This is a genomic window from Nocardia sp. NPDC004278 (genome assembly GCF_053602975.1).
The window spans coordinates 114,742-136,765 of record NZ_JBSGEQ010000004.1; the positions used below are offsets into that span (position 1 = coordinate 114,742).

The 22,024-nt window shown below is 65.6% G+C and carries 21 protein-coding genes and 1 pseudogene; 15 read left to right on the plus strand and 7 right to left on the minus strand.

The window, feature by feature from the left end:
• Positions 1–50: 50 nt before the first annotated feature.
• The 9 genes from ACWEO2_RS07775 to ACWEO2_RS07815 all read left to right on the plus strand — a co-directional run bounded on the left by ACWEO2_RS07775 (position 51) and on the right by ACWEO2_RS07815 (position 8,019).
• Positions 51–731, plus strand: a complete 681-nt coding sequence (locus ACWEO2_RS07775) for a TetR/AcrR family transcriptional regulator (RefSeq protein ID WP_354956918.1) — start codon at positions 51–53, stop codon at positions 729–731.
• Between the two features lie 190 nt (positions 732–921).
• Entirely contained in the window at positions 922–2,361 is a 1,440-nt protein-coding gene (locus ACWEO2_RS07780) for an AarF/UbiB family protein (RefSeq protein WP_452404611.1), read from the plus strand.
• Between the two features lie 32 nt (positions 2,362–2,393).
• Complete coding sequence (locus ACWEO2_RS07785; RefSeq protein WP_452404612.1) at positions 2,394–3,644, plus strand: saccharopine dehydrogenase family protein; 1,251 nt, start codon at positions 2,394–2,396, stop codon at positions 3,642–3,644.
• Between the two features lie 267 nt (positions 3,645–3,911).
• Entirely contained in the window at positions 3,912–4,301 is a 390-nt protein-coding gene (locus tag ACWEO2_RS07790; RefSeq protein ID WP_452404613.1) for a hypothetical protein, read from the plus strand.
• Between the two features lie 3 nt (positions 4,302–4,304).
• Complete coding sequence (locus ACWEO2_RS07795; RefSeq protein WP_452404614.1) at positions 4,305–4,973, plus strand: hypothetical protein; 669 nt, start codon at positions 4,305–4,307, stop codon at positions 4,971–4,973.
• Positions 4,970–5,665, plus strand: a complete 696-nt coding sequence (locus ACWEO2_RS07800; protein ID WP_452404615.1) for an ESX secretion-associated protein EspG — start codon at positions 4,970–4,972, stop codon at positions 5,663–5,665. The genes ACWEO2_RS07795 and ACWEO2_RS07800 overlap by 4 nt, the downstream gene beginning before the upstream one ends.
• A gap of 20 nt (positions 5,666–5,685) precedes the next feature.
• On the plus strand, positions 5,686–6,531 hold the full coding sequence (locus ACWEO2_RS07805; protein ID WP_452404616.1) for a polyphosphate kinase 2 family protein: 846 nt from the start codon (positions 5,686–5,688) through the stop codon (positions 6,529–6,531).
• A 145-nt stretch (positions 6,532–6,676) separates the two neighbouring features.
• Positions 6,677–7,456 (plus strand): DsbA family protein, encoded by a 780-nt coding sequence (locus ACWEO2_RS07810; RefSeq protein ID WP_452404617.1) that lies wholly within the window; start codon positions 6,677–6,679, stop codon positions 7,454–7,456.
• Positions 7,453–8,019, plus strand: coding sequence for a vitamin K epoxide reductase family protein (locus ACWEO2_RS07815; protein ID WP_452404618.1), 567 nt, complete (start codon positions 7,453–7,455; stop codon positions 8,017–8,019). Before ACWEO2_RS07810 ends, ACWEO2_RS07815 begins: the two co-directional genes overlap by 4 nt.
• A gap of 6 nt (positions 8,020–8,025) precedes the next feature.
• Here the strand turns inward: ACWEO2_RS07815 and ACWEO2_RS07820 are convergent, their stop codons facing one another.
• On the minus strand, positions 8,026–9,147 hold the full coding sequence (locus ACWEO2_RS07820; RefSeq protein ID WP_452404619.1) for a S1C family serine protease: 1,122 nt from the start codon (positions 9,145–9,147) through the stop codon (positions 8,026–8,028).
• 106 nt (positions 9,148–9,253) lie between these two features.
• On the opposite strand from ACWEO2_RS07820, the gene ACWEO2_RS07825 reads away from it, so the two are divergent.
• Together ACWEO2_RS07825 and ACWEO2_RS07830 are read left to right on the plus strand one after the other, a co-directional pair.
• Complete coding sequence (locus tag ACWEO2_RS07825) at positions 9,254–10,306, plus strand: NAD(P)-dependent alcohol dehydrogenase (protein ID WP_452404620.1); 1,053 nt, start codon at positions 9,254–9,256, stop codon at positions 10,304–10,306.
• Positions 10,307–10,413: 107 nt separating this feature from the next.
• Entirely contained in the window at positions 10,414–11,619 is a 1,206-nt protein-coding gene (locus ACWEO2_RS07830) for an AI-2E family transporter (RefSeq protein WP_452404621.1), read from the plus strand.
• A gap of 7 nt (positions 11,620–11,626) precedes the next feature.
• Here the strand turns inward: ACWEO2_RS07830 and ACWEO2_RS07835 are convergent, their stop codons facing one another.
• Positions 11,627–12,916 (minus strand): phthiocerol/phthiodiolone dimycocerosyl transferase family protein, encoded by a 1,290-nt coding sequence (locus tag ACWEO2_RS07835; protein WP_452404622.1) that lies wholly within the window; start codon positions 12,914–12,916, stop codon positions 11,627–11,629.
• A gap of 124 nt (positions 12,917–13,040) precedes the next feature.
• On the opposite strand from ACWEO2_RS07835, the gene ACWEO2_RS07840 reads away from it, so the two are divergent.
• The 4 genes and pseudogenes from ACWEO2_RS07840 (at position 13,041) to ACWEO2_RS07855 (ending at position 15,525) form a co-directional block, all read left to right on the plus strand.
• Positions 13,041–13,616: a TetR/AcrR family transcriptional regulator gene (locus tag ACWEO2_RS07840; protein WP_452404623.1), complete on the plus strand. Its 576-nt coding sequence runs from the start codon at positions 13,041–13,043 to the stop codon at positions 13,614–13,616.
• A 270-nt stretch (positions 13,617–13,886) separates the two neighbouring features.
• Positions 13,887–14,618 carry a ZIP family metal transporter gene (locus tag ACWEO2_RS07845; RefSeq protein ID WP_354956845.1) on the plus strand — a complete coding sequence of 244 codons (732 nt, stop codon included), beginning with the start codon at positions 13,887–13,889 and terminating at the stop codon, positions 14,616–14,618.
• Between the two features lie 99 nt (positions 14,619–14,717).
• Positions 14,718–14,951, plus strand: coding sequence for a hypothetical protein (locus ACWEO2_RS07850; protein WP_452404624.1), 234 nt, complete (start codon positions 14,718–14,720; stop codon positions 14,949–14,951).
• Positions 14,948–15,525: pseudogene (locus ACWEO2_RS07855) on the plus strand (nucleotidyl transferase AbiEii/AbiGii toxin family protein). Before ACWEO2_RS07850 ends, ACWEO2_RS07855 begins: the two are co-directional and overlap by 4 nt.
• A gap of 44 nt (positions 15,526–15,569) precedes the next feature.
• Here ACWEO2_RS07855 and ACWEO2_RS07860 read toward each other — a convergent pair.
• The 5 genes from ACWEO2_RS07860 to aceA form a co-directional block, all read right to left on the minus strand.
• Positions 15,570–16,136: a TetR/AcrR family transcriptional regulator gene (locus ACWEO2_RS07860; protein ID WP_452404625.1), complete on the minus strand. Its 567-nt coding sequence runs from the start codon at positions 16,134–16,136 to the stop codon at positions 15,570–15,572.
• A complete protein-coding gene (locus ACWEO2_RS07865; RefSeq protein ID WP_354956839.1) occupies positions 16,136–16,555 on the minus strand; it encodes a VOC family protein in 420 nt (139 codons plus the stop codon). Before ACWEO2_RS07865 ends, ACWEO2_RS07860 begins: the two co-directional genes overlap by 1 nt.
• 109 nt (positions 16,556–16,664) lie before the next feature.
• A complete protein-coding gene (gene metE, locus ACWEO2_RS07870) occupies positions 16,665–18,971 on the minus strand; it encodes a 5-methyltetrahydropteroyltriglutamate--homocysteine S-methyltransferase (protein WP_452404626.1) in 2,307 nt (768 codons plus the stop codon).
• Between the two features lie 345 nt (positions 18,972–19,316).
• A complete protein-coding gene (locus tag ACWEO2_RS07875) occupies positions 19,317–20,186 on the minus strand; it encodes a 3-hydroxybutyryl-CoA dehydrogenase (protein WP_364389444.1) in 870 nt (289 codons plus the stop codon).
• Positions 20,187–20,554: 368 nt separating this feature from the next.
• Positions 20,555–21,844, minus strand: a complete 1,290-nt coding sequence (gene aceA, locus ACWEO2_RS07880; protein ID WP_452404627.1) for an isocitrate lyase — start codon at positions 21,842–21,844, stop codon at positions 20,555–20,557.
• Positions 21,845–22,024: the final 180 nt, after the last annotated feature.

Below are 22,024 nucleotides of genomic sequence, written 5' to 3' on the forward strand. Positions count from 1 at the left end.
CCACCGAAGACCTTGTCGATGTCGGCGAGCTCGCCGAACGACCGGCAGCGGTGCGCACCGGCCGGACGGACGGTCGCAAGCGCCGATGGCGACAGCACAAGATCGACCGCCGCGAAGAGCTGGTCGACGGCACCCTCGCGGCTATCCGCACGCGCGGCAGCAATGCGGGCATGGACGAGATCGCCGCGGAGATCGGCGTCTCCAAGACCGTGCTGTATCGGTACTTCTCCGATAAGAACGACCTGGTCCACGCGACCATGCAGCGATTCATCGAGACCACCCTGATGCCGCGGGTGTACGAGGCGATCAGCCTCGACGCCGACGAGTACCACCTGGTGCGTTCGGCGCTGGCCGCCTATGTGGGCACGGTCGACGAGGACCCCGAGGTCTACCGGTTCATCATGGGCAACGGCTCGACCGATCAGTCCTCACTCGCCGAATTCGAGAAGCTCTTCGCCGACGTCGTCACCACGGTCATCATCGATCGCAGCGCCGAGCACGGCTTCGCGACCGAAGGTGCGCTGCTGTGGTCGTATGTGCTGGTCGGCGGCATCCAGCTGGCTACGCACTGGTGGACAACGGATAAGGCGATGTCGCGCGAAGAGGTCATCGACTACCTGACCATGATGGCCTGGAGCGCCATCGAGGGAATGGCGCGCGCCGGTGGTTCCCGCGAGATCTTCAACGCGCAGCCGCACATCCTGCCCAAGCCGCCGCAGACCGGTGCCTGACCGCTAGCTGGCGGTCGCCGACCTGATCAATTGCCCGACTTCGAGCCGCTAACAGACCGCTAGCTGGGGCGCTAGCTGAAATGGTGACGGCGGTCTCGACATTGCCGCATCGTTGGCTACTCTGAAGCCCGAGCGGTGCATGGGTGTCCCACATCACCGCCCTCGCGTCGGCACCAATGGAGGTCCCTCGATGGCGAAGCAAGTGCCGACTTCTCGGCTTGCTCGTGGCACCAAACTGGGTGCGGTGGCAGCCAGTTCGGTCATCCGAACCCAGCGCACGCGGCTATCGATGCGGGGCAGATCGGCGGCCGTGCGCGCGAAGATGGCCGAGGAATCGATGATCCGCACTACCGAGCAGGTCGTCATGGTCCTCGGGACCATGAAGGGCGTGGCCATGAAGCTGGGCCAGATGATGTCGGTACTCGATCTCGACCTGGTGCCCGAGAGTCATCGGGAGCGCTTCCAGAAGCGACTGGCCGTGCTGCGCAATGCGGCGCCGACGGTGTCGTTCGAATCGATGCGGCAGGTGATCGAGGAGGATTTCGGCCAACCGCTGGACGCGGTCTTCGCCGAATTCGAGCCGGAGCCCATTGCCGCGGCCTCCATCGGGCAGGTGTATCTCGGGCGACTGCGCGACGGACGCCAGGTCGCGGTGAAGGTGCAGTATCCGGGCATCGACGCCGCGGTGCGCGCGGATCTGAAGAATCTGGCGATGTTCCGGCGCGTGCTGCAATCGGCGATGCCGTGGGTGACCCCCGCCGTACTCGACGAGTTGCGGCTGAATATGGAGAGCGAACTCGACTACCACGCCGAGGCCGATACCCAATCGCAGATCGCCGAGCTCTATGCCGGACATCCGTTCATCATGGTGCCGCGCTCACTGCCCGAACTCAGCACGACGCGGGTGCTGGTCAGTGAATATGTGGCGGGCAAGGGATTCGAGGAGATCCGCCAGCTGCCCGCGGCCGAGCGCAATCGGATCGGCGAGATCATCTACCGGTTCTATGTCGGTTCACTGTTCGGCTTCAATGAGTTCTGCGGCGACCCGCATCCCGGAAATGTGCTGCTGGCCGATGACGGCCGGGTCGGCTTCCTCGACTTCGGTTTGTTCAATCGGATGGATCCCGAACATGTGCGATTCGAGACGATCTGCCTGCGCGCGGCGGCCGAGGATCGCGCGGAAGACCTGCGGCAGTTGATGATCGAGCGCGGTGTGATCGACTCGCCCGAGGAGATCGGGGCCGAGGAATGCCTGGAATATGTGCTCGCGGCCTCGGAATGGTGTCTGCTCGATGAGGAGCTGACCATCACACCGGAGCTGGCCAGCGGTGCGTTTCTGCTGGCGGTGGATCCGCGGGCCAGTGAGTTCGCCGGAATGAAACAGCAGAATCTGCCGCCGGAGCACCTGTTCTCGCGCCGCGCCGACTTCCTCACCTTCGGCATGCTCGGCCAGCTCGAATGCACTGCGAACTGGCACAAGATCGCCCGCGAATGGCTCTACGACGAACCGCCGGTCACCGAATTGGGTAAGGCGCACCGCGAATGGCTGGTCGAGCATCGGCCGACGCCGACCAAAAAGCCGCGGCCGCGCGCGAAGAAGTCCACCGCGCGCGGTTCCGGCGCGCAATAAGGTCCACGACAGCAGCTATCGAACGGAAGACCATGACAGACAACCGAGAATTCGACCTAGTGCTGTTCGGCGCAACAGGTTTCGTCGGCAAGCTCACCGCACAGTATCTGCTCGGCGCGGCGCCCGCCGAGGCGCGCATCGCGCTGGCGGGGCGCTCGCTCGACAAATTGACCACCGTCCGTGATGAACTCGGCCCGGCCGCGGCGAATTGGGGTCTGGTCGTTGCGGATTCGACCGATCAGGCCGCACTCGACGCATTGGCCGCACGGACCACCGTCGTGGTGACCACCGTCGGCCCGTACCTGCGCTACGGCCTGCCGCTGGTGGCCGCATGTGCCAAGGCCGGTACCCACTACGCCGACCTCACCGGTGAGCCACTGTTCATCCGCGACGCAATCGACAAGTACCACGAGCAGGCCGTGGAAACGGGTGCGAAGATCGTGAATTCCTGTGGCTACGACTCGATTCCCTCCGATCTGAGCGTGTACCAGCTGTACCGGCGCACGGTCGCGGACAACACCGGCGAGCTCGAGGACACCACCCTGATCGCATCGCTGAAGGGCGGGGTCAGCGGCGGCACCATCGACTCGGGCCGAGCCATGATGGAGGCCATCGCCGCCGACCCGTCGAAGGGTTCGGTAATGAGCCACCCGTACTCGCTGAGTCCGGACAAGTCGATGGAACCCGATGTGGGCCGCCAGACCGATCAGGCGCTGCAGCGCGCGAGCACCATCGATCCCAGTCTGGACGGCTGGGTCGGCACCTTCGTCATGGCTGCGCACAACACCAAGATCGTGCGTCGCACCAATGGCCTGCTCGGCTGGGTCTACGGCAAGAACTTCCGCTACCGCGAGGTGATGAATGCGGGCAAGTCGGCCACCGCGCCGCTGGTGGCCGCCGGAATGGCGGGCGGCATTGTCGCGACGATGGCCGCGGGCGCGGTGCTGTCGCGAGTCGCGGTGGGGCGCAAGCTGCTCGACCGAATCGTGCCGAAGCCGGGCACCGGGCCGAGCGAGCAGGCGCGCACCAGTGGGTGGTTCACGATGAAGACCTACGCGCGTACTTCCTCGGGCGCGAAATATGTCGCCACCTTCTCCGGCACCGGCGATCCCGGATACCAGGCAACCGCGGTAATGCTCGGCCAGGCCGGACTGTGCCTGGCCTTCGATGGTGCGAAGCTGTCCGAGTTGGCTGGCATCCTCACCCCCGCTGCGGCAATGGGCGATGCGCTCACCGATCGGTTGCGGACGGCGGGGATGACCATCGAGGTCGAGCGCATGTGAGCCTGGCACACCCCACCATGAACGCCACTCGTCCGCGTAGTCGTCGCCGACTCCGTGGACGGGTGGGTGGACCACCTCGCGGCCCGTGCGGCCGATACCGTGGCGGGGCGGGGTAATTGGAGATCGTGCGCCACATCACAATGGCGCGCGGCCGGGGCCAAGCCCGGTACACCGGTCCCTACCGAGCGGTAAAGTGCCGACCGAGTGCGGTGGGTGGACCGAGCGAAGGGGGCGACCCAGATGGCGGTACCTGATACCGGGCAGCGGATGGCCAGACAGTTATACGCCGCCGCCACCGGGACCAGCGGCGGCGAACCCTTCGAATTGGCGGCCGATGTCGCCGAAAACCTCGCCGCCGCATGCGACAAACTCGTCGACGATCTGCAAAAAGCCACTGCCAACGGACATTTCGTGACCGAAGTCAACGGCTTTCCCGACCTACCGACCGGACGCGGTCTGGCAAGGGGTTTCGCCGACAAAGGCACCCAATTCCTCGACACCATTACCGCATTCCTGGAAACCGCCCTGCTGTACAAGGCCGCCTATCTGGCCGCGGGCAAGCGATTCGAGGATGCCGAGGCCGCCAATCGCGCCGCACTGCAACTGATCACCGACTACCTGGAGTCGGGCGATCAGGTCCGCGACGGAAGTCACTGAGCCATGGCAGATTCCGCAACCAAGGCCACCGCCGACGCCATCCGGGCCCGGCAGCGCGCCCTCGCCGACTCCGCCGGATCGGCAAGCGGCGGAGCCGATCCCGCCTACGCGCCCGAGCGCGAACTGTTCGGCGCCTATACCCATCAGGAGATCTGGGATCTGGTGCACGAGGTCATCGATCCCGTCGCGCTCGGCCGGATCGCCGATGCCTGGCGCGCCAATGCCACCGCGGTCGCCGAGGCGTTTCAAGCCTTTTCCGATGCGACCAACCGTGAATTCGCGCACTGGACCGGCCGTTCGGCCGACGCCGCTCTGCGCGCCACCCGCGAATTCGTCCGCGCTGGCACCGAGACCCATGACGTCTGCCGCGCGGTGCAGCGCCTGATGGAACTCAATTCCGATGCGGCACAGGCCATCCGATCGGCGATTGCGCCGCCGTCGCAGTATCGTGCACTGGAAGATCCGGCCGCCGAAGCCATTCACGGCGGACAACGCAGGATGGACCACGACATGGCCGCTGCTACGGCGCAGGCCGATGTCCAGGACACGATGACCTATGTCTACAGCCCGACCATGCCCGCCTCCGGCGATCGTGTCCCCCGGTTCACCCCACCACCAAACGGTCCACAGATCGCGCGGCCGAACCCCGGCGGTGGGGGCGGCGCACGGTGAAGTGGATATTCACCCCGGACGAGTTCACGCACGTCTGGGAAAGCGAAACGAGCCTCGACCGCCGTCCCTATCCGGTCAATCTGGCGCCCGCCGCCACGGTCCGCACCGAATCCGAGCACACCGCCCTGCGCCTGCATCAGCGCTTCGCCCGCCAGGCCGACGCGGATCTGGCCGCCGCGCTGATGCTGTGCGCGCGCACCGATGCCACCACGATCACCATCTCCGGTGAATCGGGCGGCAAGCGGATCCTGGTGTTCGCCGCGGTGGTGCACAATCACGCGGGCATCCTGATCGCCGATATCGACAAGGTGACGGTGCGCATGTGCCACGCCCGCAGCCTGGGCAAACAGCTCATCGAGATCATCGGCTCGGCCGAGCCCGGCAAGCTGGCACCGATGCGGGAACCGCAGGACGCGGTGCTGAACTCCGACGGCGACGCGGCCGCGAGCAACGGCCATCGCCGCGCCGCCCGATTCCGCCAGACCCTGCGAAAACCGGTGGACGGTCGCGGATTCATCACCGTGACCGTGGAACCCGAGAACCCGATGTCGCCGCCCACTCGCCACCGCAGCTGGCTCGACTTCACCGGCGACGGACGCTATCTGCTCACCACCTCGCACGATCTGGCCCTGGCCCCGGTCACCGACGAGGAATTCGCCGACCAATTGCTTCGCTTGGCCCAGATCCGCTGAGCGCGCCATACGATATTCGAATGGCGAAGAAATGGTCGCTGCCGCCCATCGAGGCCCTGCGAGCCGACGGTTTACGCATCGCTGATCTCGACACCTCCGGCACGCCCGGATACCAGGGCGATAAGGCACAGGGCCTGGAACTGCTGACCGAACGCACCGCCGTGCTGGGGGATCTGCAGGAAAAGCTCTACGCCAGCGGCCGTTCCGGCGATACCCGCAGTGTGCTGCTCGTATTGCAGGGCATGGATACCGCGGGCAAGGGCGGCATCGTCCGCCATGTCATCGGTTCGGTGGATCCCCAGGGCGTCGACCATGCCTCATTCGGGGTGCCGACCGAGGAAGAGAAGCGCCACCACTACCTCTGGCGCATCCGCAAGGCACTGCCGCGCGGCGGACAGCTCGGCGTCTTCGACCGCTCGCACTATGAGGACGTGCTGGTCGTACGGGTGCACAACCTGGTGCCGCCGGAGGTCTGGGAGCCGCGCTACGACGAGATCAACGCCTTCGAGCGGGAACTGCTCGACGAGGGCACCACGCTGGTCAAGGTCGCCATGTTCGTCTCCCTCGACGAGCAGAAGGAGCGGCTGCGCGAACGCCTGGAGCGACCGGACAAGTACTGGAAGTTCAACCCCGCCGATATCGATGAGCGCGGCTACTGGCCCGCCTACCAAGAGGCCTACCAGGTGATGCTGGACCGCACCTCGACCGACTACGCCCCCTGGCACGTCATCCCGGCCGACCGCAAATGGTTCTCCCGCCTCGCGGTCACCGAATTGCTCATCGATGCACTGGACCGGCTCAAGCTCGACTGGCCGCCGGCGCTATTCGATGTCCAGGAGCAGCAGCTGCGCCTCGAACAGGCCTGAGCACCCGTTCTGCCAGGGCCAAGGTTCCTCTCAGGTTGACCACGGATGATGTGGGCCGTGCCCGTCCACGCTTTGGGTGAGTTCCGGATCTACCATCGTGGCGGCAGAGAACCGGCAGGCAAGCGAAAGGCGTGGTGAACGCACGGTGAGCAATAAACCGGGTGGTAAGAAGAATCCGCTCTTGGCGGCGGAGCGCGCCGACCGCAACCGCAAGATCCTCATCCAGGTGGGTGTGGCCGTCGTGCTGATCGGGCTCATCGCCGCGATCGGCATCGGTATCGCGGTGAAGAACTCCAAGAAGAACGATTTGGGCGCCACCCCGTCCATCGCAGCCACCGCCGCCCAACTGCTCAACGGCGGCACCGCGACGATCACCGATAACGGCGCGATCCGCATCGGCAAGCCGGATGCGAAGGTCACCATCCGCGTCGTCGCCGATCTGCAGTGCCCGGCCTGCAAGGCCTTCGAGGCGGCCAATTCTCAGGTGATCAAGGACGCCGTCGACAAAGGCACCGCCGTCGTCGAGTACAACGTGATCTCCTTCCTCGACAAGGCCTCCACCACCAAGTACTCCTCGCGCGCGGCCAATGCGTCCTACTGTGTCGCCCAGACGGATCCGTCGAAGTACCTCGGCTGGCTGACCACCATGTTCGAGAAGCAGCCCGCCGAGGGCAGCACCGGTCTGACCGACGATCAGCTGATCGAGATCGCGACGGGCGCTGGCTACACCGATGCGTCGGTGGCGCAGTGCATCAAGGACAACAGCTACAACAAGTACATCGAGGCAAAGACCAACGATGTGATGAAGAGCGGAATCCAGTCGACCCCGTCGGTCTTCGTCAATGGCAAGCAGATCCAGTCCGGCCAAGAGCTGATGAACTCCGGCGGCCTCGCACCGGTGATCGCCGCCGCAGCCGGCCAGTGAACGACACCTCCGCCAGATCCGCCTGGGTACTGCTGATCGGCGGGCTGGCCGGCTGGCTCGCCTCGGTCACGCTGACCATCGAGCGGTTCAAGCTGTTCACCGATCCCGGCTACACCCCCTCGTGCAGCATCAATCCGGTCCTGTCCTGCGGGAATGTGATGACCACCGAGCAGGCCGCCCGGTTCGGATTCCCCAATCCGATCATCGGCATCGTCGGCTTCTCGGTGGTGGTCACCCTCGCGGTACTCGCCGTCTCCGGGGTGCGCTTTCCGCGCTGGATCTGGGGCGGGCTGTGGGTGGGGACCGTGCTCGGCACGATCTTCATCTGCTGGCTGATCTTCCAGAGCCTGTACCGGATCGGTGCGCTGTGCCCGTACTGCATGGTGGTGTGGGCGATCATCACCCCGCTGCTGGCGGTGGCGACCGAACAGGTGTGGGGTAGTTCACGCGGCCCGCTCCGGGTGGTTGTCGAATGGCGCTGGACTTTTGTGGCGCTGTTCTACGCGGTGGTGCTGCTGCTGGTCTTCCTCAAGTTCCAGGATTACTGGCTGTCGCTGGTCTAGGCGAGGTCAGTTCGGTGTGCCCAGCGCGAGCACCACGCTGACCGTCCGCTGCGCACCACCCACACCGGTGACGCCGAGCAACACGGTGTCATCCGGCTTGTGCACATTGATGGCGGCCCGCAACGCCTTCGCATTGGTGATGGCACGGCCGTCGATCGAGGTGATCACATCCCCGTCGATGAGTCCTGCCGCATATGCCGGTAAGCCGTACAGCGCGACATCGACCCTTGCCCCACTGGGTTTCGCATCCGAGATGAGCACGCCGAGCGTCGCCGTCGGCCCGATGTGCACCGTCTCGGTGGGCGAACCGGAACGAATCTGGGACACCACCCGCATGGCCGTATCGATCGGCACCGCATAGCCGTTCGGTGTGCGTCCGACCTCACGCGCGGTCTCCCCCGATGCGGCGGTGATGACGCCGACCACCGTGCCACCGGGATCGGCGAGTGCACCACCGGACTGTCCCGCAGTGACGGGCGCGGCGATCTCGACCATTCCGGTCAGCGACTTGCGGGTCAGATCCGAGGTGTTGAGCGCGACGATCGTGCTGCTCAGATCGGTGATATCGCCCTGAACCGAGGTCGGGGTGCCGCCGGTGCCGCCGGCATTTCCAATGGCCAGCACCTGCTCGTGTATGCGCAGCTCGGCGGAGTTGCCGACGCGCGCGATCATCAGGTCGGCCGCGCCCGACAGTTCCAGCAGCGCGATATCCGCGCTGGAGTCGTAGCCGAGCACCCTCGCGTCGTAGACGGTGCCGTTGCCGACATCGGTGACGGTCACCGTATCGGCGCCCTTCACCACGTGATGGCTGGTCAGCACCTGGCCGTCGGTGGTGAGCACGATTCCGGATCCGGCCGCACCGAGCCCGAACGGGCGCGAGGAGGTGCTGATATTCACCAGTGCCGGTTGCACGGCCTGCGCGACCGCTGTCGGATCCAGCGGTGGCAGCGGTTCGAGCAGGGCGGATGCGGAGTCGTCCGCGCCGGACGGCCAGGTCCATTCCGACAACTCACCGCGGCAGCCGAAGAAGGCCGCGACCGCGAGCACGACGGCGAACAATAGCGCGAGCGCGCGCCCGCCGCCGCCGACGCGCTGCCCCTCGGGCGCGCGGTGCCGTTCGTCGTCCATCGTCTCCCGCCTCCGGCTGGGCCGTTGACCAGTTCCATTGTGGCCAGGAGATGTCCAACAGGCGCTGCGTTTGGCAAACCTGCCATGCGACGGTAGGCATGTACGCATGAGCGTTGCTGCCGCGTATGCGATGTCCGCGCCCGAGGGGCCGTTCGAGCGGCTCGTCATCGAGCGGCGCGAGCTCGGACCGCGCGATGTGCTGATAGATGTCGCGTACGCGGGCATCTGCCACTCCGATATCCACACCGCCCGCGACGAATGGGGTAGGGCGAAGTATCCCTGTGTCCCCGGCCATGAGATCGCGGGCATTGTCGCCGCGGTCGGCTCCGAGGTGACCAAGTATCGGGTCGGCGACCGGGTCGGTGTCGGATGCATGGTCGACTCCTGCGGCGTCTGCGGTCCATGTCTGGCCAATGAAGAGCAGTACTGCGATAACGGCGCCACCATGACCTACAACACCCCGGTGGACCCGTCCGTTCAGCCCGGCGGTCACACCATGGGCGGCTACTCGACCCAGGTCGTGGTGACCGAGAACTTCGTGCTGTCCATTCCGGAGGGCATCGGACTCGATGTGGCGGCGCCGTTGCTGTGCGCGGGTATCACGGTGTTCTCCCCGCTGCGGCACTGGCACGCGGGACCGGGCAAGCAGGTCGCGATCATCGGCATGGGCGGACTCGGACACGTCGGGGTGAAGATCGCCGCGGCAATGGGCGCCGAGGTCACCGTGCTGAGCCATTCGCTGAGCAAGCAGGACGACGGCAAGCGCTTCGGCGCGCAGCACTACTACGCGACCGGTGACAAGCAGACCTTCCGCGATCTGCGCAACCGATTCGACCTCATCCTCAATACCGTCTCGGCCGACCTGCCGATCGACAACTACCTGCGGCTGCTGAGACTGGACGGCACCTTGGTGATCCTCGGCATGCCCGAAAACCCTATGAGCGTCAGACCTTTCACCATCGCCGGGTACCGTCGCGCGCTGGCGGGCTCGATGATCGGCGGCATCGCACAGACCCAGGAGATGCTGAACTTCTGCGCCGATCACGGGATCGGCGCGGAGATCGAACTGATCTCGGCCGATGAGATCGACGGCGCGTACGACCGGGTTGTCGCCAGTGATGTGCGGTACCGGTTCGTGATCGACGCGTCGACGATCTGATACCGACACTTCGGGGGCACATTTGGTGCGCGCGGCCGAGTCGAGTCGTACGGCGGACGCGCGCATGTCGTTGCGCGAATTCGTGTTCGGTTCAGTAGCTTGGCGGTGTGCCTGCGGATGAAGATCGAACGCCGCCCGCCGAAACGGCGGTGGTTACCGCCGATGTGACGGCGGGGCCGCCGCCATGGCTGTTGCGGGCCTTCCTGCTGGCCGCGGCGACGGTGGCCGGGCTCGTATTCGGCTTCTGGGTGCTGCAGAAGTTGCAGGGATTTCTGCTGGTTCTGTTGGTTTCGCTGTTCCTGGCGTTCGCCATCGAGCCCGCGGTGAATTGGCTTGCCGCGCGCGGAGTGCGGCGCGGGCTGGCGACCGGGTTGGTCTTCCTGCTGCTGACCGCGGCCACCGTCGCATTCGTGTGGACGCTCGGCGCGCTGCTCATCGATCAGGTCACCACATTGGTCAAGAACGCGCCCAATAATGCGGATCAGGCCATCGACTGGGTCAATCGCACCTTCAAAACCCATCTGTCCAGCGCCGATATGCAGAAGTATCTCGGTGAGTGGAGTTCCACCATCGACCGCTATCTGGTCGGACTGGCCGGCAATGCCTGGGGTGTCGGCACCGCTGCGATCGGTGCCATCTTCCAGGCCCTCGGCGTGCTGCTGTTCACCTACTACTTCGCCGCCGACGGACCGCGATTCCGCAACGCGGTCAGCTCACTGCTGCCGCCGAGCCGCCAGCGACATGTATTGCGCGCCTGGGATATCGCCGTCGAAAAGACCGGCGGCTACATCTATTCGCGCGCGCTGCTCGCACTGTGCTCCACGATCGCGCACTATGTCGCACTGCGCGTGCTCGATGTACCGTCCGCATTCGCGCTCGCACTGTGGGTCGGCGTTGTCTCGCAGTTCATCCCGACCGTCGGCACCTACCTCGCCGGTGCGCTGCCGGTGCTCGTCGCGCTGGTGCACAACCCATCCAGCGCGCTGTGGATTCTGGGCTTCATTGTGGTGTACCAGCAGTTCGAAAACTATGTCCTGCAGCCGAGAATCACCGCGACCACGTTGGATATGCATCCGGCCGTCGCATTCGGCGCGGTCATCGCGGGTGCCGCGATCCTCGGGCCGACCGGTGCACTGCTGGCGATTCCGGTCACCGCGACGGTGCAGGCGTTCGCTGGCGCCTATATCCGTCGCTACGAGGTCGAAGCGGATGCCGACGCCGATAAGACCGAGCGGCCGCCGAAGAAGCAACGAAAGTGGACCCGACAGTGGACCATTCGTTTCACCGGCAGCAGGCGGCCGCCGACCGGATAACACCCGACTATGCGCCGCCGATGCCCTGGAGTGCGGCGATCAGCGCCAGACCGATCTTGCCCAGCTGCGCTCGGCTGTGGTGTGCGGTGTCGTATTCGACCTGAATCGTGAGCCGTTCGCCGACCGTGAATATGGTCAGCTTGGGTGGCATACCGGGGCCCATCGCATACACATCGTCGCGAATGATCCGGATGCCATCGGGGGTCGAATGTGCGGGCAGGCGACCGATATTGGAGATGGCGAGGGTCGGTGCCGCGGACAGGATCGCGGCGGTCGGCTCGTCCGGTACGCGTTGCGCCGCGAGCAGGAAGACCGCCGCTTCGCGCCCCTGCTGGGCGGCGCGCATACCCGCCGCCACCTGGTGCGCGACCTCGATCGGGCTCGTATCGTGCGAGACCATCGCGGGGGTACCCACGCCCGAGGCGCAGTTGAGCATGGTGCTCGCGGGCAGATCCACCTCCGACCGCACATCAACGGCATGCCCGCAGAACATCGGCAGCGGTCCGGTAGATGGCTCGAGCTGCGAGCGGAATGCGATCAGGCCCGCGCCGCCGAGCAGGCTGTTGACCGAAAGGCCGTGTGCGCGAGCCGTATCGATGAGCACCCGGGTTTCCTCGGCATCCAGTTCGATGCGCTGTAACGCGAAACGACCGAGCGGATCGACACCGCTGCCGTTCTCCGGCAGCGTGCGCGGGGCAGATTCCGGCCCCATGGTCGCGGCACCGGACCGGAGCTGGTCGAGCCAATCGGCGACCTCGGTGTCCGAGATGACCTCGGCGAGTTGGTCGTCGATCGCCTCGGGCAGCCCCTGATCCGAATCCGATTGCGGCAGCTCGGTCTGTGTCGCGTGCGCGGTGTAGCGCTGCCACATCTGCTCGAGCAGTGCGAAAGCCGATCTGCCGTCAGCGATGCCGTGATGAACTACCAGGACGATCTGATCCCGATCACGGTCACGCAGTAGATGGGCGCGGAACAGGCCGTCGTGCCAATCCCGTGGCCCGTTCACCAGATTCAGATATTCGGCTTCGCCGCCATCGGCGACCTCGAGGCGCGGTCGGTATGCGTCGTCTCGAACAAAGTGCAGCACATTCTCCGCATCGGCCACCGGCCTACTGCGCAGCAGCGGATGTGCGGCCGACAGTTCATCGAGTACGCGGCGCAGGATTTCGATATCGAGCGAACCGTGCACGGTGGAGCCGATGAACAACGGCATATCGCCGGTCGGCACGCTGCCGAGCCTGCTGCCGGAGTCGAAGTAGGTCAGCTCGAAGGGGGAAATCTGTCGCTGCGTGGTCATCTCGTACCTCCTGTGTCGGAGCGGGCGGTGTCCTCAACATACAGCCGTTTCAAACGTTTGTCACAGACGAATGTGTGAAACATTCGTCACAAACAGGTGTATGCCGGACTGATAGGGTGCGGCTGTGGGAACCCGAGAAGATCTGCTCGCCGCGGCCAAGCAATGCCTGGCCGAACGCGGTTACGCGCGCACCACTGTGCGCGATATCGTGGCCGCGTCCGGCAGCAACCTGGCCGCCATCAACTACCACTTCGGCACCCGCGACAAGCTGCTCAATCAGGCGATGATGGAGTCGAGCGCGGACGCGGTGCAGCAGATACTCGAGTCACTGCCCGACCGTGCCGGCGCCGATCCGGCCGCCCGCCTGCGCGATTTTCTCCAGCGGCTGATCACTTCGTTCACCGAGAATCCCGCGGTGTGGTCGGCCAATGTGGAAAGCCTTGCCCAAGCGCTGCACTCCCCCGAACTGCGCGCCGAGATCGGCTCCGCGCAGGCCGGGGCGCGCACCGGACTCGCCGAGCTGTTCGGCCCGGCCGAGCCGGACCCTCGGATCGGCGATGTGCTGCAGACCTTGATCGGTGGCCTGCTGGTCCAACATCTGGTGGACCCCGATCACGCTCCCACCGCTGCCGATATCACCACCGGACTGCGCGCGATCGCCGCGTTTCTGCCCCCGACTCGGCCACGGCCCGCGCCGTAGCCGCAGGCGCAGGCGCAGGCGCAGGCGCAGGCGAATGCCTTACGAGCGTGAACACCCTGGCCGCCGGCGAATGACGGGCGAACGTGATGTCCTACTGCACACGCACGCTCGGCGAACGCAATACCCCAGCCGCGCGCACGCTCGGCGAACGCAATACCCCAGCCGCGCGCACGCTCGGCGAACGCAATGCCCAGACCACAGGCTCGTACCTCGCGAACACGCAGGGCGGATATCGCATTGCGCTGCGGACCGGTGGCAGATGCTGGACCGATGGCGATTCTGCTTGCGCTGGTTTCGATGTGCTCGACGCTGGTCGGCGGGCTGGTGGCGGTGCGGATCGGCGACCGCAGACATCTGGTGCTCGGGTTGGCGGCGGGCGTCATGTTGGGGGTTGTCTTCTTCGACCTGCTGCCCGAGGCATTGGCGCAGCAGGGGCACAGCGCACTCGGGGTTCCGCCGGCGCTCATCGCCACCGTCGTCGGCTTCGTGACCATCCACGTGATCGAACGCGCGGTCGCCATCCATACCGGTCACGAACGCGAATTCGGTGCGCACAAGCACGGTTTCGAATCCGTCGGACTACTCGCAGCGGCCGGGCTGATCTTCCACAGCACCCTCGACGGCCTCGGCATCGGTCTGGGCTTCCAGGCCGGGGCCACCGTCGGCGTCGCGGTCGCCATCGCCGTCATCTGTCACGACTTCGCCGACGGCTTCAACACTTTCACCATCACCACCCTCTACGGCAGCGCCCGCAAGCGCGCCATCACCCTGCTCGCCCTGGATGCGATCGCACCGGTCGTCGGCGCGGTAATCGGTACCGTCATCCGTCTTCCCGCCGAAACCGTCGGCCTCTACCTCGGCTACTTCGCCGGTTTCCTGCTCTACCTGGCCACCGCCGATATCCTCCCCGAGGCACACGCCGAACATCCCTCCCGCCTGACCCTCGCCTGCACCGTCACCGGCGCCACCTTCATGCTCGCGGTCGCCGCCCTGAGCCACTGAATACGCCACTCGGCTGGCGCTGCCGTGCACATCAGCCAGACGTAGCGGTGCGCCGATCCACACAGCACGGCTGGAGACAGTTCCGGGCTCCCACTGCCTATGGTCGGTCACGGTAAGCTGGATAACGTGCCGGAAGAAACGCCAGGTCAGCGACTTCGACTCGCCTTGGAAATGCACGAATTCGGCGTGCTCATGCAACGTGCCCGCATCCGGCGAATGCGGCCTGACGCCACTGACGCCGAGGTGGATGAGGCCGTCCAGATCTGGCTCCTCTCTAGGCCGAGCGCGCCACTGGGCGACTCAGCAGGTCGTCCTTCCCGTCGATTCGCGTGAACCGACTCGAAGCCACGCTGCGACGTGCAGCGTCCGATCTCGATCGCTATGGCTATTCCTGGGCTCTCGTAGGCGGATTCGCCGTATCTGCCCGTTCGACACCACGATTCACCCACGACATCGACGTGGCGGCGGCCGTCGCGGACGACAACGCCGCCGAGGCACTGGTTCGACGCCTTATGGGTGAGGGCTACGGGTTCCACGCGTCGGTCGAGCACGACAACGGCAGACTCGCCACCGTCCGGCTGAAAAGATCGGTCGACGGTGTCGCCATACTGGTCGACATTCTGTTTGCCAGCTCTGGGATCGAGCCGGAAATCGTGCAGGCAGCCGAAAATCTCGAAATCGTCCCGGGACTCACCCTCACCTCATCGCACTGAAGCTACTGGCTCGCGACGACACTTCTCGCCCACAGGATCTCGCAGACCTTCTGGGTCTGTTGGACGCGGCGACCCCGGAGGATCTCCAACAGGCGACGGATGCTGCTCGTTTGATCACCGCGCGCGGTTTCAACCGCGATCGCGATCTGCTCGAATCGCTCCACGAGCTGACGTCCGCTCGTGGGCAGTCGTGACCGTGGGTTCGTGCCGTATCGGCCCGCTTCCCAGGGGGGGCAGCTCAACGTGCGATTGCCCGCAATACGGCGTCGACCGATTGGTCGGCGAGGTGGTCGGTCAGCGGTAGGTGACCGAAGAGGGCCCGGTAGTAGATCGGGGCGACGAGGGCGTCCAGGACGAAATCCAGGTCGGTATTCGGATCGATCTCGCCACGGCGGATCGCTGACCGCAGTGCGATAGCGGTGGTATGTCTGCGCGGTTCGAAGACCGTGGCCAGGAAATGTGCGCGTAGGTCCGGGTCATTGGCGAGATCGGCCACCAGCGCGGGCAATACGTGACTCAGTGAGGTATCGCGCAGTGCCGCAACCAGATTCCGCACTGCGATGGTCAGGTCGGCACGCAGGTCACCGGTATCGGGCGTTGGTTGCAGTCCCAGCAGGTCGGCCACGACATCGACAACCAGGTGCCGTTTCGATGGCCAGCGGCGGTAGATCGCGGGCCGGTGCAGACCGGCCCTGGACGCTACCCTGCCGATGGACAGTTCGGCATAGCCGTTCTCGTCCAATAGCTCTCGGGCCGCCGCGAGGATCGCGATATCGATTCGGTCTTCGCGGGCGCGGCCGGGCATCAGAACACCGGACGTGGCATCAGTACAACGCGCCAACCATCCGGATCGGGGAAGGTCAAGCCGCCATTGGCGGCCCAGTACGGATTCTCGGCGGGGACGGGCTGCACCCCGAATTCGCCGAGCCGCTGTGCCACGTCGAACATCTGCGATTCGTTCGAGAAGTACAGCACCAGTAGGTTTTCCGCACTGGGCGCCGTGCCGGGACTGCCGTCCACATGCGTGGTGAACTCCAGGTGATATCCGGTGCCGGGCAGTCCGAGCATTACTCCGTCATAGCCCGCGTGGTTTTCGAATCGGTAGAGCTCGCGCAGTCCTAACCCCTCGACGTAGAACCGCACGACCTCCGCCAGCCGATCGGTGGGCCGGGCAATACGAACCTGCGCCACCGGCAACGACTCGGGCCAAGCCTGATCAGCCATACCTCAAGGATACGGTACGGACCGTACCGATTTGAATATGTCGTCGATCACGCCCAGCGAAAAGCCGCCTCCATATCGCGAGATATGAAGGCGGCCTTCTTCTTCGGTGCTACTCCGCCGCGGCCGCCCGTCGCCTGACCCGGCGCGCCGCCGCGACCATATTGCGCAGCGAGGGCTCCAGCTGCCAGTAGTGGCGGGTCTTCAAACCGCCGTCCGGATTCGCCCACAGCCGCTCCGGCGTCACGGCTGCGGCTGCGGCGGTGAGCAATTCGTCGAGCTCATCGATGTCGGGAATGCGCGCCGAACGGCTTTCGTAGACACCGGGACCGACACCGTGGCTCAGGCCGTGGCCCGAGGCCGAATCCTCCTTGAGCGCCTTCAGCACCCATTCGATCGAGCGGGTGGCCACGATCGCGGTCACATCGGCATCGAGTTCCTCGATCGCATCGACCACCTCGGTGCGCCCGGAATAGCCGATATGCGTGTGGATCTGGGTCTCCGGCCGGACTCCCGAGGTGGCCAAGCGGAATGCCGCGACCGCCCAGCGCAGGTATTCGGCGCGCCCCGCCGGGCGCATGGGTAGCAGCTCGCGAATGGCGGGCTCGTCGACCTGGATGATCGAAATGCCGGCACGTTCGAGATCGACGACCTCATCGCGAATGGCCAGCGCGACCTGGTCGGCCGTTTCGAAGAGCGGCTGGTCCTGGCGCACGAACGACCGGGCGATCATGGTGACCGGACCGGTGACCATGCCCTTGACCGGCCGATCGGTCAGCGACTGGGCGTAGCTGATCCACTCGACCGACATCGGCGCGGGCCGCGAGACATCGCCGTAGATGATCGGCGGTCGCACACAACGCGATCCGTACACCTGCACCCAGCCGAAGTGCGTAGTCGCGAAGCCGTCGAGCAGCTCGGCGAAGTACTGGATCATGTCATTGCGCTCGTGTTCGCCGTGCGCCAGCACATCGAGGCCGATGTCCTCCTGCAGGCGGATCGTGGCCTCGATTTCGGCCTCGATCTTCTTGCGGTATTCGTCGTAGGACAGTTTGCCCTCGCCGAGGTCGTAGCGGGCCTGGCGGATCCTGGCGGTCTGCGGGAACGAACCCAGTGTGGTGGCGGGCACCAGCGGCAGATTCAACTTGCGCTGCTGGGCTTCGCGACGCACCTCGTACGGTTCGCGGGTCCGCATATCGGGCGTGATCGCGTAAACCCGTTGCCGCACCGCATGTTTCTGCTTGAAGTGCACCTCGGTCGGCCGTTTGCGCCACTTGTCCGACGGTCCCTCGGTGAGCGCCTTGGCCAGCGAAACCACCTCGCCCACCTTCTGCCGCGCGAAGGCGAGGCGGTCGGCGACATGGCCCTCGATGTCGTATTCGGCGAGCACGTCATAGGGCACGTGCAGCAGCGTCGTGCCGGTGGACACCACCAGATCGGGGCACACCTCGGCCAGCTCGTTGAGGTATTCCAGCGTCACGTAGCGATCCGCACGCCAGACATTGAGGCCGCTGATCACGCCCGCGTACAGGCGCTTGCGCCGAATGCCGGGAACCGCGGCGAGCTCTTCGGGCTGGATCCGATAGCTGGCCAGATCCAGTCCGATGGCCTCGACATTGGTCTCGGCCAGAATCCGAAGCGCCTCACCGAAATCGCCGTACTGCCCGGTGACCAGCATGCGCGGACGCAGCGCCGCCGTCGAAAGCCGATGGTAGGCCCGCTCGAAAGCAGCCAGCTCGGCCGGGGTGCGCTCACTGGTGAAGCACGGCTCGTCCAACTGCACACAGGTGGACCCGCGCTTGGCGAGGATCTCGAACAGCTCCTCGTACACCGGAAGCAGCTTGTCGAGCAGGCTCAGCGTGTCGAAACCGCCTGCCTCACCGGGGATATGGCCCGCCTTGGACAGCAGCAGCAGCGACACCGGACCGACGACCACCGGGCGCAGCTCGATATCGCGAGCCTTCGCGCGGTCCCATTCGTCGAGCAAAGCCTCCGGGTGCAGCGAGAATTCGGTGTTCTCATCGAGTTCGGGCTGGCGGTAGTGGTAGTTGGTGCCGAACAACCGCACCAGCTCCAGCGGCGGCAGATCCGGGCGGCCGCGCGCCATCAGGAAGTAGAAGTCCAGCGGGTGCAATTCGTCCTGGAACGGCTTGAACCGCGCGGGCACCGCACCGAACAGCAGCGCATTGTCGAGAATGTGGTCGTAGAAGGAGAAGGTATTGCCCGGCACCTGGGTCAGACCGGTGGCGGCGAGACCGTTGTACTGCCGCTCCTGGATATCGCGCCCGACCGCGAGCAACTCGTCACGGGAGATCCCGCCGTGCCAGTAGCCCTCGAGCGCCCGCTTGAGTTCCCGATGCGGCCCGATCCTCGGGTAACCGAGAATGCTCGACCCGTAACCATCCTGAACGTTGACCATGAGCGGGGTACTCCCTTTCGATCACCTGCGCGGAGTCCTCGACCCAGACCCCGCAGCAGCGCTGCGCTCTCGGTGTTCAAAGCCGAGCCGCTGGTAACGACCCGGCACTTCTTGCAGCTTATGCCGCATATTGCCTTGGCTCCGCTGAACCAGGGAGCCGGGTGATCCTCCGCATTCGAGTACCACCATGGAGCGAGTCTTACGGGCGACATTCGCGGCCGGCCCGCTTCCGAGTACTCGAAGCGCATGCGCCGCAGGCGCGCGTCTCGAGTGCTCGGAAACGAACCTTGGGGGCCGCGAACCCGCGGCGCGGCAAATCAAACACAGCCGCGAATGCCCATCAACTCAAACCTTGTACTGGTAGAAGCCCGCGCCGGTCTTCTTGCCGAGCAGTCCGGCCTCGACCATGCGCATCAGCAGCGGCGGCGCCGAGTACAGCGGCTCCTTGAACTCCTGGTACATGGAGTCGGCAATGGACTTCACGGTGTCGAGGCCGACCAGGTCGGTCAGTGCCAGCGGCCCCATCGGGTGGGCGCAGCCGAGCACCATCGCCTTGTCGACGTCTTCCTTGGTGGCGAAGCCGGATTCGACCATCCGGATGGCCGAGAGCAGGTACGGCACCAGCAGCGCGTTCACCACGAAGCCGGAGCGGTCGGCCGAGCGCACGACCTGCTTGCCGAGCACATCGCTGGCGAAGGCCTCGGCGCGCGCGGACACCGCCTCGCTGGTCTTCAGCGTGGTGACCAGCTCGACCAGCGGCAGCACCGGCACCGGGTTGAAGAAGTGCATGCCGACCACGCGCTCCGGGTTGGCGGTGGCGACCGCGATCTTCATGATCGGGATGGAGGAGGTGTTGGAGGCCAGCACCGCGTCCGGATCGGTGACGACCTTGTCGAGTTCGGCGAAGATGGCGGTCTTCACCTTCTCGTCCTCGAGCACCGCCTCGACTACCAGCTGGCGGTCGGCGAAATCGCCGAGGTCGGAGGTGAACCGCAGCCGCCACGCGGCCTGTTCGCGTTCGCGCTCGGTGATCTTGCCGCTGCTCACGCCACGGTCCAGCGAACGCAGGATGCGAGCGCGGCCCGCCGCGGCTAGTTCCCGAGTCTGCTCGTAGACGAGCACGTCGATATGCGCCCTGGCACACACCTCCGCGATTCCCGCACCCATCTGTCCGGCACCGATGATGCCGACGCGCTGAATCTTCTCGCTGCTCACGTCCCGCTCCTGCTGTTTTTGTCTGGCTGTCGGGTGGCTGGTGGCGAAGGACGCTCCGATAAGAGCCGACCTTCGATGGTCCAAGGTATAGGGATGCCCTCCCGGCTGGGGCTGTTCAGCCGGGAGGGCGGTACACCCCTACTGGAGTAGAGGATTAGCGGTATTCACGTCGGGAACCTCATTCCCTGAAGCGAGCACCCGGTTCAAGCTCCGAAACTGCCTTAGCGACAACCACGGAGGGAGTCTTACGACCGACCGTTCGCGGCCGGCTCGCTTCCGAGTACTCGAAGCGCATGCGCCGAAGGCGCGAGTCTCGAGTGCTCGGAAGCGAGCCTTCGGGGCCGCGAACACGCCGCGCGAAGGCGCGGCTAGTGAAATTGCCCCTCTTCGGTGGAACCCTTCAGGGCCGCCGTCGAGGTGTTCGGGTCCACGGTGGTGGCGATGGTGTCGAAGTAACCGGCACCGACCTCACGCTGGTGCTTGATGGCGGTGAAGCCACGCTCGGTGGCGGCCTTGAACTCGCGCTCCTGCAGGTCGACGAAGGCGGTCATACCCTCGCGGGCGTAGCCGTAGGCCAGGTCGAACATGCCGTAGTTGAGCGAGTGGAAGCCGGCCAGGGTGATGAACTGGAACTTGAAGCCCATGGCGCCCAGCTCACGCTGGAACTTTGCGATGGTCGCGTCGTCCAGGTGCGCCTTCCAGTTGAAGGACGGCGAGCAGTTGTAGGCCAGCAGCTGGTCCGGGAACTCGCCACGGACGGCCTCGGCGAACTTGCGGGCGACCTCGAGGTCCGGCACACCGGTCTCCATCCAGATGAGGTCGGCGTAGGGGGCGTAGGCCTTGGCCCGCGCGATGCAGGGCTCGATGCCGTTCTGCACACCGAAGAAGCCCTCGGCGGTGCGGGTGCCGTCCAGGAACTCACGGTCGCGCTCGTCCACGTCCGAGGTGATCAGGGTGGCGGCCTCGGCGTCGGTGCGCGCGATGATGACCGAAGGCACGTCGGCGACGTCGGCCGCGAGGCGCGCGGAGGTCAGGGTGCGGATGTGCTGCTGGGTCGGGATCAGCACCTTGCCGCCCAGGTGGCCGCACTTCTTCTCGGAGGCCAGCTGGTCCTCCCAGTGCACACCGGCGGCACCGGCGGCGATCATGGCCTTCTGCAGTTCGTAGGCGTTCAGCGCGCCACCGAAACCGGCCTCGGCGTCGGCGACGATCGGGGCCAGCCAGTTCTGGACCGAGGTGTCGCCCTCGACCTTGGCGATCTCGTCGGCACGCAGCAGCGCGTTGTTGATGCGACGCACCACGGACGGCACCGAGTTGGCCGGGTACAGCGACTGGTCCGGGTAGGTGTGGCCGGACAGGTTCGCGTCACCGGCGACCTGCCAACCGGACAGGTAGATGGCCTTCAGACCGGCGCGGACCTGCTGGACCGCCTGGTTGCCGGTGAGGGCGCCGAGGGAGTTGATGTAGTCCTCGTTGTTGACGAGGTCCCAGAGGATCTCCGAGCCACGACGGGCGAGGGTGGCCTCTTCGACGACAGTGCCCTGCAGCTTCGACACCTGCTCGGCGGTGTAGTTGCGGGTGATGCCCTTCCAGCGCGGGTTGGTGTCCCAATCCTGCTGGATCTCGGCAGCGGTCTTCGGGGTGCCGACGTTCGACATCTCTGACTCCACTTCTTCGTTTCGGTGCCCCACGGTCGAGCATCACTCGAACTGCTGTGGCGGCAATTTGCAGGCTTGCTAGGCCCATGGGGTGTACTTCCACACGATGGCACACCAGGAAATAGCCGTCTACCTGTTGCAAGTGTGAATCCGAGCTAGGTTTCGACAGGTCTTTGCTAA

What these genes read in the sequence shown, in the direction of transcription:
- ACWEO2_RS07780 (WP_452404611.1), top strand. Translation starts at nt 922, where the DNA reads ATGGCGAAGCAAGTGCCGACTTCTCGGCTTGCTCGTGGCACCAAACTG.
- ACWEO2_RS07785 (WP_452404612.1), top strand. Translation starts at nt 2,394, where the DNA reads ATGACAGACAACCGAGAATTCGACCTAGTGCTGTTCGGCGCAACAGGT.
- ACWEO2_RS07790 (WP_452404613.1), top strand. Translation starts at nt 3,912, where the DNA reads ATGGCCAGACAGTTATACGCCGCCGCCACCGGGACCAGCGGCGGCGAA.
- ACWEO2_RS07795 (WP_452404614.1), top strand. Translation starts at nt 4,305, where the DNA reads ATGGCAGATTCCGCAACCAAGGCCACCGCCGACGCCATCCGGGCCCGG.
- ACWEO2_RS07805 (WP_452404616.1), top strand. Translation starts at nt 5,686, where the DNA reads ATGGCGAAGAAATGGTCGCTGCCGCCCATCGAGGCCCTGCGAGCCGAC.
- ACWEO2_RS07820 (WP_452404619.1), bottom strand. Translation starts at nt 9,147, where the DNA reads ATGGACGACGAACGGCACCGCGCGCCCGAGGGGCAGCGCGTCGGCGGC.
- ACWEO2_RS07825 (WP_452404620.1), top strand. Translation starts at nt 9,254, where the DNA reads ATGAGCGTTGCTGCCGCGTATGCGATGTCCGCGCCCGAGGGGCCGTTC.
- ACWEO2_RS07835 (WP_452404622.1), bottom strand. Translation starts at nt 12,916, where the DNA reads ATGACCACGCAGCGACAGATTTCCCCCTTCGAGCTGACCTACTTCGAC.
- ACWEO2_RS07845 (WP_354956845.1), top strand. Translation starts at nt 13,887, where the DNA reads ATGGCGATTCTGCTTGCGCTGGTTTCGATGTGCTCGACGCTGGTCGGC.
- ACWEO2_RS07850 (WP_452404624.1), top strand. Translation starts at nt 14,718, where the DNA reads ATGGTCGGTCACGGTAAGCTGGATAACGTGCCGGAAGAAACGCCAGGT.
- ACWEO2_RS07860 (WP_452404625.1), bottom strand. Translation starts at nt 16,136, where the DNA reads ATGCCCGGCCGCGCCCGCGAAGACCGAATCGATATCGCGATCCTCGCG.
- ACWEO2_RS07865 (WP_354956839.1), bottom strand. Translation starts at nt 16,555, where the DNA reads ATGGCTGATCAGGCTTGGCCCGAGTCGTTGCCGGTGGCGCAGGTTCGT.
- metE (WP_452404626.1), bottom strand. Translation starts at nt 18,971, where the DNA reads ATGGTCAACGTTCAGGATGGTTACGGGTCGAGCATTCTCGGTTACCCG.
- aceA (WP_452404627.1), bottom strand. Translation starts at nt 21,844, where the DNA reads ATGTCGAACGTCGGCACCCCGAAGACCGCTGCCGAGATCCAGCAGGAT.